The sequence below is a fragment of the Burkholderia cepacia genome, from assembly GCF_029962485.1.
Taxonomy (GTDB): domain Bacteria; phylum Pseudomonadota; class Gammaproteobacteria; order Burkholderiales; family Burkholderiaceae; genus Burkholderia.
The window spans coordinates 533,754-547,147 of record NZ_CP073637.1 but is presented as its reverse complement, the minus strand read 5'-3'; the positions used below and the strand labels follow the sequence as shown (position 1 = coordinate 547,147).

The following is a 13,394-nucleotide window of genomic DNA, read 5'->3' as shown; positions in this document are numbered from 1 at the left end:
CGCCCGAGCCTCGGCGGCTTAGCGAATTAGTGGACTCAAACGTCGAATTTTAGCACGCGGGGAGGCGTGCGCCCGTGTCTCGGCGGGACGGGTACTACACGCCGACGGCCGGGCTGGCGGGGCGAAAGCCGCCCGGGTACGGGCCGGCGCGGGTACAATCGGCAGCAACCTCCGCGCGCGTGCGCGCCCGAAGAATGCCTCGATGAACCGATTTTCCAAGCGTTTCGGCCCGCTCGCCGCCTATCGCCCGCAACCCGTGTCGGAAGTGCTCGGCCGCACCGACGCATTTACGGCGCTGCGCGCCGGTGTCGAGCAGATCGCGTCGCTGCAGCGCGACCTCGCCGCGCTCCTGCCCGAATACCTCGCGAATCATGTCGAACCGGGCTTTATCAAGGACGGCACCCTGACCCTCTTTGCCGCGCACAATGCGCTGGCTGCCCGGTTGCGGCAAGTCGAGCCGCGGCTGCTCGGCGATCTCCAGAAGCGCGGCTGGGCCGTATCGACGCTGCGCGTGCGCGTGCGGCCGAAGGACGCGCCGGAGCCGCCGCACGTGAAGCAAGCGCGAATGACCTCGGTCGGCGCCGCCGCGTTGCGCGATCTCGCCGATCATCTCGAACCGTCGCCGCTGCAGGACGCGCTTGCGCGAATGGCCGCCCGGCACGGCGCAAAGCCGCGTTGACGGCACCGCTCGCCGGCAGCGGCCGGCCAACAAAAAAGCGGCCCGAAGGCCGCTTTTTTTGTCACTTGTGCTGAACGCCGGTTACGCGAAGGCCGTCTGCGCGTCGAACGCGAAACCCTTCGGCGCAGCCTGCGGATCCTCGAACGTCACGATCTCGTACGCATCTTCGTGCGCGAGCAGCTCGCGCAGCAACGCGTTGTTCAGGCCATGACCCGACTTGTACGCGGTGTACGACGCCAGCAGCGGATGACCGATCACGTACAGGTCGCCGATCGCGTCGAGCATCTTGTGCTTCACGAATTCGTCGTCATAGCGCAGCCCGTCGTTGTTCAGGATGCGGTACTCGTCGAGCACGATCGCGTTGTCCATGCTGCCGCCGCGCGCCAGGCCGATCTCACGCAGCATCTCGGCTTCGTGCGCGAAGCCGAACGTGCGCGCACGCGCGATCTCGCGCACGTACGACGTGGTCGCGAAATCGACTTCGAGCTCCTGGCCCGTCTTGTCGACGGCCGGGTGACGGAAATCGATCGAGAACTTCAGCTTGAAGCCGAAATACGGATCGAGACGCGCGAACTTGTCACCATCCCGGATTTCGACCGGCTTCTTCACCTTGATGAAGCGCTTCGGCGCGTTCTGCTCCTCGATGCCGGCGGACTGGATCAGGAACACGAACGTAGCCGCGCTGCCGTCCATGATCGGGATTTCCTCGGCCGTCACGTCGACGTACAGGTTGTCGATGCCGAGACCAGCACACGCGGACATCAGGTGCTCGACGGTCGACACGCGCACGCCATCCTTCTGCAACACCGACGCGAGCCGCGTGTCGCCGATCGACATCGCCGACGCGGGAATGTCGACCGGCGTGGGCAGGTCGACACGTGAAAAGACGATGCCCGTGCCCGGTGCGGCGGGACGGAGCGTCAACTCGATCTTGTGGCCCGAGTGGACACCGATACCCACGGTCTTGACGATGGATTTGATGGTGCGCTGCTTCAACATGGTGTTCTTCGTCGTGATTGAAAACATCAATCAGGAGTTATATTCGATAGACGGGATTATAGCGTAATTCCCTATTCAACGCTGTTTGAAACTGCGTATCAATCTGTTTCGACAGTTTACCCGCGCCGATACGGGACGGGCCGATGCCCGGAACGGAGGCGTTTCCGGTCATCAGCCCGTGTTACAACTGCCCTGAGGCCGGTGAGCAGCGTTGCCGGCAGGCAACGGCGCACCGCACGATCAGGACGTCAACGTCGCGAGAACACTCGCCGCATCGCTCACTTCGAATTTGCCCGGCGCCTCGACGGCCAGCGTCTTGACCACACCGCCGTCAATCACCATCGCGTAGCGCAGGGAACGAATTCCCATGCCACGCGCGGACAAATCCTGCGTCAGCCCCAGCGCATGAGTGAAAGCCGCGCTGCCGTCCGCCATCATGCGCACCTTGCCCGCGGTGTGCAGATCACGTCCCCATGCGCCCATCACGAATGCGTCGTTGACGGACACGCACCAGATCTCGTCGATACCCGCCGCGCGCAGTTGCTCGGCGTGTTCGACGTAGCCCGGTACATGCTGCGCCGAGCAGGTCGGCGTGAAAGCGCCCGGCAATCCGAAGATCACCACCCGCTTTCCCGCAACCTGGTCGTGCACGCTGTAGGCGTTCGGCCCCAGCGTGCACCCGTCGCGCGCGTCGTCGATGAACTCGAACAACTGCGCGTCGGGCAGCGCGTCGCCCACTTGAATCATGGCTGGTCCCTCATAGCGATACGGTTTTTCAGCGTGTTGCGGACAGCACGGCCCATCCCGCCTCGCTTGAGCGAAGAGGGCACGTTTCCCGGCCCGGCGTCGCAGTCGACGCGGCCTGTCGTGGTCCGTAGCATCCGTCACGCCGGCGATACCGCGGCAGTTTCGCCGCGGCTTCGCCTGTGTTTGCGTCAGTCAGCCTGCTTGCGCAGGAAAGCCGGGATGTCGTACGTGTCGACCCCCTTCTCCTGCAGCGCCTGCACGTGCGATGCCGCGGTTTCGCGCGAATTGCGCCACACTGCCGGCGTATCCAGCGCGCCGTAGTCTGCCGTGCTGACGTGATGGGCCGGTGCATAGCCGTGCGACACCGCGCTGACCGGCTGGTTGTCCGTACCCGTGCGCAGCAGCGTCATCGGTGCCGATTGCTGCTTCTTCGCCGCACGGCCCAGACCCGTTGCCACGACCGTCACGCGCAGTGCATCGCCCATTGCGTCGTCGTACACCGCACCGAAGATCACCGTCGCATCTTCCGCCGCGTAGCTCTTGATCGTGTTCATCACTTCGCGCGTTTCCGACAGGCGCAGCGAACGGCTCGACGTGATGTTGACCAGCACGCCGCGCGCGCCCGACAGATCGACACCTTCGAGCAGCGGGCTCGCCACGGCCTGTTCCGCCGCGAGGCGTGCGCGATCGACGCCGGCAACCGTCGCCGTGCCCATCATCGCCTTGCCCTGCTCGCCCATCACCGTCTTCACGTCTTCGAAGTCGACGTTCACGAGACCATCGACGTTGATGATTTCAGCGATGCCTGCGACCGCGTTGTTCAACACGTCGTCCGCGCACTGGAAGCACTTGTCCATCTCGGCGTCGTCGCCCATCACGTCGAACAGCTTGTCGTTCAGAACGACGATCAGCGAGTCGACGTGATCCTCCAGTTGCTGCGAACCTGCTTCGGCGACGCGCATGCGCTTGCCACCTTCGAACTCGAACGGCTTGCTGACGACACCAACCGTCAGGATGCCCATCTCCTTCGCGATCTGCGCGACCACCGGTGCCGCGCCCGTGCCCGTGCCGCCACCCATGCCGGCGGTGATGAACACCATGTGCGCGCCGCGCAGTGCGTCGGCGATGCGCTCACGCGCTTCTTCCGCTGCCGCACGACCCATTTCCGGCTTCGCACCGGCGCCGAGGCCCGTGTTGCCAAGCTGGATCACCGACGATGCACGCGAACGCGACAGCGCCTGAGCGTCCGTGTTCATCACGATGAAGTCGACGCCCTGCACGCCGCGGTTGATCATGTGCTGGACGGCATTGCCGCCAGCGCCGCCAACGCCGACCACCTTGATGATGGTGCCGTTGGTCTCGGTTTCCAGCATTTCGAATTCCATGTTGCCTCCGTCAAGAGAATGACTGCTAATCGGCCGTTATTCGGCAGGAGATCGGGCAACCCCCTGTCGCGCGCCAGCCGCCGGCACCGGCGCGAATTTCAATTCGGTTCAGTTCGTCAGAAGTTGCTCAGGAACCATTCCTTCATCCGCGAGAACACCTGCCCCGCGTTGCCGGACTGCACGGCGACCTTGCGGCCGCGCATGCGCTGGGCACTGCCTTCGACGAGCAGCCCCATCGCCGTCGAGTAGCGCGGATTGCGCACGACGTCGGAGAGGCCGCCTGCATATTCCGGCGCGCCGATGCGCACCGGTTTCAGGAAAATGTCTTCGCCGAGCTCGACCATGCCGGGCATCATCGATGCACCGCCAGTAATGACCACGCCGGAGCTCAGCAGTTCTTCGTAACCCGATTCGCGCACGACCTGCTGCACGAGCGAGAACAGTTCCTCGACGCGCGGCTCGATCACGGCCGCGAGCGCCTGGCGCGACAGCGTGCGCGGGCCGCGTTCGCCGAGGCCCGGCACTTCGACCATTTCGTCCGGATCGGCGAGCGCCTGCTTCGCGATCCCGTAGCCGACCTTGATGTCTTCCGCATCCGGCGTCGGCGTGCGCAGCGCCATCGCGATATCGCTCGTGATCTGGTCGCCGGCGATTGGAATCACCGCGGTATGGCGGATCGCGCCTTCGGCGAAGATCGCGATGTCCGTCGTGCCGCCGCCGATGTCGACCAGCACCACGCCGAGATCCTTCTCGTCTTCCGTCAGCACGGCCAGCGACGACGCGAGCGGCTGCAGGATCAGGTCGTTCACTTCCAGCCCGCAACGGCGCACGCACTTGACGATGTTCTGCGCGGCGCTCACCGCGCCCGTCACGATGTGCACCTTCACCTCGAGGCGGATACCGCTCATCCCGATCGGCTCGCGCACGTCTTCCTGGCCGTCGATGATGAATTCCTGCGTGAGGATGTGCAGCACCTGCTGGTCGGTCGGGATGTTGATCGCCTTCGCGGTCTCGATCACGCGCGCGACATCCGTCTGCGTGACCTCCTTGTCCTTGATCGCGACCATCCCGCTCGAGTTGAAGCTGCGGATGTGGCTGCCCGCGATCCCCGTGAACACGTTGGTGATCTTGCAGTCGGCCATCAGCTCGGCTTCCTCGAGCGCGCGCTGGATCGACTGCACGGTGGCCTCGATGTTGACCACCACACCTTTCTTCAGACCCTTCGACTCGCTCTGGCCGAGACCGATCACCTCGTAGTGACCCTCGCCCTTCAGCTCGGCGACGATGGCCACCACCTTCGACGTGCCGATGTCGAGGGAAACCAGCAGATCCTTGTAGTCTTTGCTCATAAAGTGCTCTTGCGTGTGATCTCTCGTTACTTCTTGCGCTTGTCGGTATCGGTCAGGAACCGCATGCCTGCCGCGCGAATCGCGAATCCGTTCGGATAACGCAGGTCCGCGTACTCGATGTCGTTGCCCCAACGCTCCGTGACCGCCGGCCAGGCCGCGACCAGACGCTGGCTTCGGTCATGCAGCGATTCGCTGTTGCGTTCCTTGCCCAGCTCGACCTGCATGCCGTTCGACAGCTTCACCGTCCACGCGTACCGCGCCGACAGCGTCACTTCTTCCGGCGCCGCCTTCAGCGGCGCAAACCATTTCCCGAAGTCGCGATACCGCGTGACGACTTCCTTCGCACTGCCTTCCGGGCCGTCGAACGCCGGCAGCTCCTGCTCCAGCTCGCCCTGGTTCGCGGTGAACAGCTCGCCGTCGACGCTCACCAGCTGATCGCTGCCCCAGGTCCCGAGCGGTTTGTACTCCTCCAGCGTGACAGCCAGCGCATTCGGCCACACGCGGCGCACGCTCGCGTGGCGCACCCACGGCATCTGCTCGAACGCGGCACGCGCCGTATCGAGATCGACCGTGAAGAAATTGCCCTTCAGCCGGCCGACCACGCCTGCGCGCACCGTCGGCGAGTTGATGTGCTCGGTATCGCCGTCGATCCGGATTTCCCGCAGCGCGAACGTCGGGCGCTGAATCAGCCAGTAGCAACCGGCCGCCGCCAACACGAGCAGCAGCAGCGCGTACAGCGCGCTGGCGGCAAGGTTGAGTTGGCGAACGTTGTTCCACATACGTCGTTCCGTTCCTGCGTCAGTCGTTGAGCGTGAGCGACAGCACCTTCACGACCAGCTCCGAATAGCTGATGCCGACCGCGCGCGCGGCCTTCGGCGGCAGCGAGTGGTCGGTCATCCCGGGGGCCGTGTTCACTTCCAGGAAATACGCATTGCCGGCCGCGTCGAGCATGAAATCCGCCCGGCCCCAGTCGGTACAGCCAAGCACGTCGAACGCGCGGCGCGCGATGCGCTTCAGTTCCGCTTCCTGTTCGGCCGGCAGGCCGCACGGGATCAGGTACTGCGTGTCGTCGGCGACGTACTTCGCGTGGTAGTCGTAGAACTCGCCCGCCGGCACGATCTTGATCAGCGGCAGGTCGAGATCGCCGGCGATGCACGCGGTGTATTCGCCGCCGCCTTCGATGCTCTTCTCGACGATCACGATCTTGTCGTGCGCCGCGGCTTCCTCGAGCGCGGCCGGCAGCGCGTCGGCCGTCTTCACCTTCAGCACCGCGACGCTCGAGCCTTCGCTCGCCGGCTTCACGAACAGCGGCAGGCCGAGCTTCGCAACGATGTCGGTCGCGCGCGCGGCCAGGTCGTCGCCGCGCATCACCGTCTCGAACGGCGGCGTCGGCACGCCCGTCTGCTGCCACACGAGCTTCGTGCGGAACTTGTCGAGGCCGAGCGCCGACCCGAGCACGCCGCTGCCCGTGTAGCGAATGCCGTAGAAATCGAGCGCGCCCTGGATCTGGCCGTTCTCGCCGTAGCCGCCGTGCAGCGCGTTGAACGCGCGCACGAAGCCTTCGTCCTTCAGCGCCGACAGCGGCCGCTCGGCCGGGTCGAACGGATGCGCATCGACGCCCGCGTCACGCAGGCCCTGCAGCACGAGACGGCCCGAGGTCAGCGACACCTCGCGCTCGGCGGATTCGCCGCCGAACAACACCGCCACCTTGCCGAAACGTTTCGGATCGATCCCGCTCATGTCATGCCTTCTGTTGAATGTGTTGCACGAGCTTCGCCGGCACGCCGCCGATCGACCCCGCACCCATCGTGATCACCACGTCGCCGTTCTGCGCGACCTTCGCCAATGCATCCGGCACGTCGTCGACCGTCGCGACGAACACCGGTTCAACCTTCCCGACCGCGCGCAGCGCACGCGACAGCGCATCGCCGTTGGCCGTCGGGATCGCGGCCTCGCCGGCCGCGTAGACTTCCGTCAGCACCAGCGCATCGACCGTCGACAGCACGTTGACGAAATCGTCGAAGCAGTCACGCGTGCGCGTGTAGCGGTGCGGCTGGAACGCCAGCACGAGGCGGCGCCCCGGGAACGCGCCGCGCGCGGCCGCGATCGTCGCGGCCATCTCGACCGGGTGATGGCCGTAGTCGTCGATCAGCGTGTACTGGCCGCCGTCCGCGGTCGGCACCTTGCCGTAACGCTGGAAGCGCCGGCCGACGCCGTTGAATTCCGCGAGCGCCAGCTGGATCGCGTCGTCCGTCACGCCGAGGTCGGTCGCGATCGCGATCGCCGCGAGTGCGTTCTGCACGTTGTGCAGGCCCGGCATGTTCAGTACCACCGCGAGCGGCGCGCGCCCTTCGCGGATCACCGTGAAATGCATGCGGCCATCGCGCGCGTCGATGTTCTCGGCACGCACCTGCGCGTCCGGCGACAGGCCGTAGCGCACGACCGGCTTCGAGATGAACGGGATGATCTGGCGCACGTTCGGATCGTCGACGCACACGACCGCGCTGCCGTAGAACGGCAGGCGCTGCGTGAATTCGATGAACGCCTGCTTGAGCCGCGCGAAATCGTGCCCGTAGGTGTCCATGTGGTCGGCGTCGATGTTCGTGATGACTTCGATCACCGGATACAGGTTCAGGAACGACGCATCCGACTCGTCGGCCTCGGCGACGATGAAATCGCCCGTGCCGAGCCGCGCATTCGCGCCGGCGCTGATCAGCCGGCCGCCGATCACGAAGGTCGGATCGAGGCCGCCTGCCGCGAGCACGCTCGCGACGAGGCTCGTCGTCGTGGTCTTGCCGTGCGTGCCGGCGATCGCGATCCCCTGCTTCAGGCGCATCAGCTCCGCGAGCATCACCGCACGCTGCACGATCGGCACGCGCTGGCTGCGCGCGGCCAGCACTTCCGGGTTGTCGGAGCGCACGGCCGTCGACACGACGACCGCGTTCGCGCCCTCGATGTTCGCCGCGTCGTGGCCGATCGCGATCCGTGCGCCGAGCGCCTGGAGGCGATCGGTCACCGCGTTGCGCGAGAGATCCGAGCCGCTGACCTCGTAGCCGAGGTTGACGAGCACTTCGGCGATGCCGCTCATGCCCGCGCCGCCGATCCCGACGAAATGAATGTGTTTGACGATGTGTTTCATTGCAGTTCTTCCAGGTTCGCGCCGGCCGCCTTCGCGCACACGCGCGCGACTTCGTCGGTGGCCTCGGGCTTCGCCAGCGAGCGCGAACGTTCCGCCATGTCCGCAAGCGATGCCCGCGACTGGCCGCGCAGCCAGTCGGCGAGCAGTTCCGCCGACAGGTCGCGTTGTTGCACCAGCACGGCCGCGCCCGCATCGGCGAGGAACGCGGCATTGGTCGTCTGGTGATCGTCGACCGCGTACGGGAACGGCACGAACAGCGCCGCCACGCCCACCGCCGCGATCTCCGACACCGTCATCGCACCCGACCGGCAGATCACGAGATCCGCCGCCGCATACGCGGCCGCCATGTCGTCGATGAACGGCACGAGCCGCACGTCTTCGCCGGCCGCGAAACCGGCCGCTTCGTAATTCGTCTTCAATGCTTCGATGTGCTTCACGCCGGCCTGGTGCACGACGCGCGGGCGTTCGCCCGGCGTCAGCAGCGCCAGCGCGCGCGGCACGACTTCGTTCAGCGCGGCCGCGCCGAGGCTGCCGCCGACGACCAGCACGTTCAGCGGGCCGCTGCGCGACGCATAGCGTGCTTTGGGCGGTTCCGTGTGCGTAAGTTCCGCGCGAATCGGGTTGCCCGTCCATTCCGCGTGCGGCAGCGCGCCGGGGAATGCGACGAGCACGCGCTTCGCGAGTTTCGCGAGCACCTTGTTCGTCAGGCCCGCGATCGAATTCTGTTCATGCAGCACGAGCGGACGCCCCGACAGCGCGGTCATCACGCCCGCCGGGAACGTGATGTAGCCGCCCATCCCGAGCACGACGTCCGGCCGCACGCGGCGCAGCGCGCCGAGGCTCTGCCAGCATGCGCGCAGCAGGTTGACCGGCAGCGTCAGCTTGGTCTTCAGGCCCTTGCCGCGCAGCCCGCCGAACCGCACGTACTCCATCGGAATGCCGTGCTTCGGCACGAGCGTCGCTTCCATCCCGGCCGGATTGCCGAGCCATACGACGCGCCAGCCCGCCGCTTCCATCCGGTGCGCGACCGCGAGCCCCGGGAACACGTGGCCCCCGGTGCCGCCTGCCATCACCATCAGCGTGCGTTGCGACGCGGTCATACCTTCCCTCCGCGCATCAGCACCCGGTTTTCGTAGTCGACCCGCAGCAGCACCGCGAGCGAGACGCAGTTCAGCAGGATGCCGGAGCCGCCGTAGCTCACCAGCGGGCAGCGTCAGGCCCTTGGTCGGCAGCAGCCCGAGGTTCACGCCCATGTTGATGAACGTCTGCGCGCCGAACCAGATGCCGATGCCTTTCGCCATCAGGCCCGCGAACGTGCGGTCGAGCGCGAGCGCCTGGCGACCGATCTCGAACGCGCGGCGCACGATCCAGTAGAACAGCAGGATCACGACCAGCACGCCGACGAAGCCGAGTTCCTCGCCGATCACCGCGAGGATGAAGTCGGTATGGGCTTCCGGCAGGTAGCTTCTCGACGCTGCCGCCGAGGCCGACGCCGAACCACTCGCCGCGGCCGAACGCGATCAGCGAGTGCGTGAGCTGGTACGCCTTGCCCTGCGCGTAGCGCTCGTCCCACGGATCCAGATACGCGAAGATCCGCTCGCGACGCCACGGCGACAGCCACACGAGCATCGTGAAGGTGCCGACTGCCGTCGCGACGAGGCCGCCGAACAGCTTGCCGTTCACGCCGCCGAGGAACAGCACGCCCATCGCGATCGCGGCGACCACCATGAACGCACCCATGTCAGGCTCGAGCAGCAGCAGCGCACCGACCAGGCCGACCGCGAATGCCATCGGCAGGAAGCCTTTCGCGAAGCTCTGCATGTATTCCTGCTTGCGCACCGTGTAGTTCGCCGCGTAGATCGTCACCGCGAGCTTCATGATTTCCGACGGCTGCATGTTCGTGATGCCGAGCGGAATCCAGCGGCGCGCGCCGTTCACGCCCTTGCCGACGTGCGGGATCAGCACGATCACGAGGCCGACGAGCGCGATCAGGAAGAGATGCGGCGCGTACTTGTCCCATGTCGAGACGGGCACGCGGAACGCGATCACCGCCGCGATGAACGCGACGGCGAGCGAGATGCAGTGGCGCATCAGGAACGCGTAATCGTGATACGACGCGTATTTCGGCGAATCGGGCATCGCGATCGACGCCGAATACACCATCACGACGCCGAGCCCGAGCAGCGCGATCGCAACCCACAACAGCGAGTAGTCGAAGTCGAGCATCCGCGAACGGCTCGGGCGCACGCCGTTGACGACGCTTGCGAGGCCGCCCGTCGCGGCACGCGTGGCCGACGCGACGCGACCGCCCGCGGCATTGCCGCCGGTGTCGCGCCGGTCGTTGAAACGGGAGACGAGGCGATCGGACCAGCTCATGGCGTCGCTCCTTTGTCGATGGCGATTTCGTCGACCGCCGCGCGGAACACATCCGCGCGATGGGCGTAGTTCCTGAACATGTCGAGGCTCGCGCACGCGGGCGACAGCAACACCGCATCGCCCGGCTCCGCGAGATCGGCGGCCGCATGCACGGCGCCTTCGAGTGTCGCGTGGTCGGCGAGCGGCACGCCCGTTTCGGCGAGCGTGTCGCGGATCGCCGGCGCATCGCGGCCGATCAGCATCACCGCACGGCACCAGCGCGCGACCGGCGCGACCAGCGGCGCGAAATCCTGCCCCTTGCCGTCACCGCCCGCGATCAGCACGATCTTCTGTGCGAGCCCGTCGAGCGCGGCGACCGTCGCGCCGACGTTCGTGCCCTTGCTGTCGTCGACGTAGTCGACGTCGTCAATCGTCGCGATCACTTCAACGCGATGCGCTTCGCCGCGGTATTCGCGCAGCGCGTGCAGCAGCGGCGCGGCCGGCAGGTCGATCGCGCGTGCGAGCGCGAATGCGGCCAGCGCGTTCGCCGCGTTGTGCAACCCGCGAATCCGCAGCGCGTCGGCCGGCATCAGGCGCTTCTGTGCAATGTCGGGCGTATGGGCCGCGTCGCGCTTGCGCCGGCGGGTCGTCGCCACTTCATCCGGCGCGTCGCGATCGACGGCTTCCACCAGCCATGCGATACCGTTGTCGCGCGACAGCCCGTAGTCGCCGTCCTGCACCGGTTCGTTCAGGCCGAACGTGACCGTGCGCGGCGCGTCGGCCGTGCCGGCCGCCGGTGCGAACTTCATTACGGCCGAATCGTCGCGGTTCAGCACGCGCGTCGTCGTCGCGCCGAAGATCCGGCCCTTGGCCTGCGCGTACGCGTCGAAGCTGCCGTGCCAGTCGAGGTGATCCTGCGTGATGTTGAGGATCGTGGCCGCATCGGGCGCGAACGAGCGCGCGGTCTCGAGCTGGAAGCTCGACAGTTCGAGTACCCATACGTCGGGCAGCGCCGTTTCGTCGATCGCGTTCGCGAGCCGGTCGAGCATCGCCGGGCTGATGTTGCCGGCGACCGCGACCTTCTTGCCCGCGCGCTGACACAGCAGGCCGGTGAGGCTCGTCGTCGTGGTCTTGCCGTTGGTGCCGGTGATCGCGAGCACCTTCGGCTGGTAGCCGCTCGTGCCGAGCGCGCGCAGCGCCTGCGCGAAGAATTCCAGCTCGCCCCACACCGCGATCCCGCGCTCGTGCGCGGCCGCGACCAGCGCCGCGAGCGCCGGTTCGAGCGGAGACAGGCCGGGGCTCAGCCCGACGAGTTCGATGCCACCGTCGAGCAGCGCGGGCGTGAACGCGCCGCCGACGAATTCCGCATCGATGCCTTCGGCCTGCAGCGCGGCAAGGTTGGGCGGCGCCTCGCGGGTATCGGCAATACGCAGCCGGCACCCGTGCCTCGCGCACCATCGCGCGATCGCGAGACCCGATTCACCGAGCCCCAGTACGAGCACCATCGGCCGTTGCCGATCTCCAAACATCTCGCCAGACATCCTTGTTACCTTTCCTTTACCGCAGCTTGAGGGTGGTCAGACCGAACAGGCACAGCATCAGCGTGATGATCCAGAAACGCACGACCACCTGCGTTTCCTTCCAGCCGGACAATTCGAAATGGTGATGCAGCGGCGCCATCTTCAGCAGGCGCCGCCCTTCGCCGTAACGCTTCTTCGTGTACTTGAACCACGAAACCTGCAGCATCACCGACAGCGTTTCCGCGACGAAGATGCCGCCCATGATGAACAGCACGATTTCCTGGCGCACGATCACCGCGACCGTGCCGAGCGCGCCGCCGAGCGCCAGCGCGCCGACGTCGCCCATGAACACCTGCGCGGGGTGCGTGTTGTACCAGAGGAACGCAAGCCCTGCCCCACCCATCGCGGAACAGAAGATCAGCAGTTCGCCCGCGCCCGGGATGTGCGGGAACAGCAGGTATTTTGAATAGACCGCGCTGCCCATCACGTACGCGAACACACCCAGCGACGCGCCAACCAGCACGACCGGCATGATCACGAGGCCGTCGAGGCCGTCCGTCAGGTTCACCGCGTTGCTCGCGCCGACGATCACGAAGTAGGTCAGCACGATGAAGCCCCACACGCCGAGCGGATAGCTGATCGACTTCAGGAACGGCAGCATCAGGTCGGCGCGTGCCGGCAGCCCCATCGACAGGCCGCTCCTCACCCAGGCCATGAACAGGTCGAACACGCGCACGTTGTTCGCCTCGGACACGCTGAACGCGAGGTAGACGGCCGCAAACAGCCCGATCACCGATTGCCAGAAATACTTCTCGCGCGACGACATCCCGCGCGGGTCCTTGTGGACGACCTTGCGGTAGTCGTCGACCCAGCCGATCACGCCGAAGCCGAACGTGACAAGCATCACGATCCAGATGAAACGGTTCGTCAGGTCGCCCCACAGCAGCGTCGCGACCGCGATGCCGATCAGGATCAGCACACCGCCCATCGTCGGCGTGCCGGACTTGACGAGGTGGGTCTGCGGGCCGTCCTTGCGCACGGCCTGCCCGACCTTCATTTGCGTCAGCTTGCGGATCACCCACGGTCCGCACACGAGCCCGATCCCCAGCGCGGTGATGGTAGCCATCACCGCCCGGAACGTGAGGTACGTGAACAAGCGCAAAAAGCTTGCGTCTCCTTGCAGCCATTGCGCCAGCGCCAGCAGCATGCTTCCTTCCTTCT

General features: G+C 66.4%; 11 protein-coding genes and 1 pseudogene. 1 reads left to right on the top strand and 11 read right to left on the bottom strand.

Annotation, left to right across the window (positions count from 1 at the left end):
- The first annotated feature begins 202 nt into the window (after window positions 1-202).
- On the top strand, window positions 203-679 hold the full coding sequence (locus KEC55_RS02525) for a DUF721 domain-containing protein (RefSeq protein WP_282506600.1): 477 nt from the start codon (window positions 203-205) through the stop codon (window positions 677-679).
- 81 nt (window positions 680-760) lie between these two features.
- Here the strand turns inward: KEC55_RS02525 and lpxC are convergent, their stop codons facing one another.
- The 11 genes and pseudogenes from lpxC to mraY all read right to left on the bottom strand — a co-directional run bounded on the left by lpxC (window position 761) and on the right by mraY (window position 13,380).
- On the bottom strand, window positions 761-1,678 hold the full coding sequence (gene lpxC, locus KEC55_RS02520; RefSeq protein ID WP_176050935.1) for a UDP-3-O-acyl-N-acetylglucosamine deacetylase: 918 nt from the start codon (window positions 1,676-1,678) through the stop codon (window positions 761-763).
- Window positions 1,679-1,918: 240 nt separating this feature from the next.
- A complete protein-coding gene (locus KEC55_RS02515; protein WP_282506599.1) occupies window positions 1,919-2,425 on the bottom strand; it encodes a peroxiredoxin in 507 nt (168 codons plus the stop codon).
- A gap of 188 nt (window positions 2,426-2,613) precedes the next feature.
- The gene (gene ftsZ / locus KEC55_RS02510) at window positions 2,614-3,810 is read right to left on the bottom strand and encodes a cell division protein FtsZ (RefSeq protein ID WP_021159911.1); all 1,197 of its coding nucleotides are present in this window, start codon (window positions 3,808-3,810) and stop codon (window positions 2,614-2,616) included.
- Between the two features lie 116 nt (window positions 3,811-3,926).
- Window positions 3,927-5,159, bottom strand: coding sequence for a cell division protein FtsA (gene ftsA / locus KEC55_RS02505; RefSeq protein WP_006487138.1), 1,233 nt, complete (start codon window positions 5,157-5,159; stop codon window positions 3,927-3,929).
- Between the two features lie 26 nt (window positions 5,160-5,185).
- Window positions 5,186-5,938 carry a cell division protein FtsQ/DivIB gene (locus KEC55_RS02500; RefSeq protein ID WP_205786305.1) on the bottom strand — a complete coding sequence of 251 codons (753 nt, stop codon included), beginning with the start codon at window positions 5,936-5,938 and terminating at the stop codon, window positions 5,186-5,188.
- 19 nt (window positions 5,939-5,957) lie between these two features.
- Window positions 5,958-6,899, bottom strand: a complete 942-nt coding sequence (locus tag KEC55_RS02495) for a D-alanine--D-alanine ligase (protein ID WP_282506598.1) — start codon at window positions 6,897-6,899, stop codon at window positions 5,958-5,960.
- 1 nt (window position 6,900) lies between these two features.
- Complete coding sequence (gene murC / locus KEC55_RS02490) at window positions 6,901-8,298, bottom strand: UDP-N-acetylmuramate--L-alanine ligase (RefSeq protein ID WP_282506597.1); 1,398 nt, start codon at window positions 8,296-8,298, stop codon at window positions 6,901-6,903.
- Window positions 8,295-9,398: an undecaprenyldiphospho-muramoylpentapeptide beta-N-acetylglucosaminyltransferase gene (murG, locus tag KEC55_RS02485; protein WP_282506596.1), complete on the bottom strand. Its 1,104-nt coding sequence runs from the start codon at window positions 9,396-9,398 to the stop codon at window positions 8,295-8,297. The genes murC and murG overlap by 4 nt, the downstream gene beginning before the upstream one ends.
- Window positions 9,395-10,674 (bottom strand): annotated as a pseudogene (gene ftsW / locus KEC55_RS02480) (putative lipid II flippase FtsW). Before ftsW ends, murG begins: the two are co-directional and overlap by 4 nt.
- A complete protein-coding gene (murD, locus tag KEC55_RS02475; protein ID WP_282506595.1) occupies window positions 10,671-12,182 on the bottom strand; it encodes a UDP-N-acetylmuramoyl-L-alanine--D-glutamate ligase in 1,512 nt (503 codons plus the stop codon). The pseudogene ftsW and the gene murD overlap by 4 nt, the downstream one beginning before the upstream one ends.
- 28 nt (window positions 12,183-12,210) lie before the next feature.
- A complete protein-coding gene (gene mraY, locus KEC55_RS02470; protein ID WP_006477019.1) occupies window positions 12,211-13,380 on the bottom strand; it encodes a phospho-N-acetylmuramoyl-pentapeptide-transferase in 1,170 nt (389 codons plus the stop codon).
- Window positions 13,381-13,394: the final 14 nt, after the last annotated feature.

Bases quoted from the DNA above. Each gene is read 5' to 3' on its own strand.
- KEC55_RS02500 (WP_205786305.1), bottom strand. From the start codon at position 5,938: ATGTGGAACAACGTTCGCCAACTCAACCTTGCCGCCAGCGCGCTGTAC.
- mraY (WP_006477019.1), bottom strand. From the start codon at position 13,380: ATGCTGCTGGCGCTGGCGCAATGGCTGCAAGGAGACGCAAGCTTTTTG.
- murD (WP_282506595.1), bottom strand. From the start codon at position 12,182: ATGTTTGGAGATCGGCAACGGCCGATGGTGCTCGTACTGGGGCTCGGT.
- ftsA (WP_006487138.1), bottom strand. From the start codon at position 5,159: ATGAGCAAAGACTACAAGGATCTGCTGGTTTCCCTCGACATCGGCACG.
- lpxC (WP_176050935.1), bottom strand. From the start codon at position 1,678: ATGTTGAAGCAGCGCACCATCAAATCCATCGTCAAGACCGTGGGTATC.
- murG (WP_282506596.1), bottom strand. From the start codon at position 9,398: ATGACCGCGTCGCAACGCACGCTGATGGTGATGGCAGGCGGCACCGGG.
- murC (WP_282506597.1), bottom strand. From the start codon at position 8,298: ATGAAACACATCGTCAAACACATTCATTTCGTCGGGATCGGCGGCGCG.
- KEC55_RS02525 (WP_282506600.1), top strand. From the start codon at position 203: ATGAACCGATTTTCCAAGCGTTTCGGCCCGCTCGCCGCCTATCGCCCG.
- KEC55_RS02515 (WP_282506599.1), bottom strand. From the start codon at position 2,425: ATGATTCAAGTGGGCGACGCGCTGCCCGACGCGCAGTTGTTCGAGTTC.
- ftsZ (WP_021159911.1), bottom strand. From the start codon at position 3,810: ATGGAATTCGAAATGCTGGAAACCGAGACCAACGGCACCATCATCAAG.
- KEC55_RS02495 (WP_282506598.1), bottom strand. From the start codon at position 6,899: ATGAGCGGGATCGATCCGAAACGTTTCGGCAAGGTGGCGGTGTTGTTC.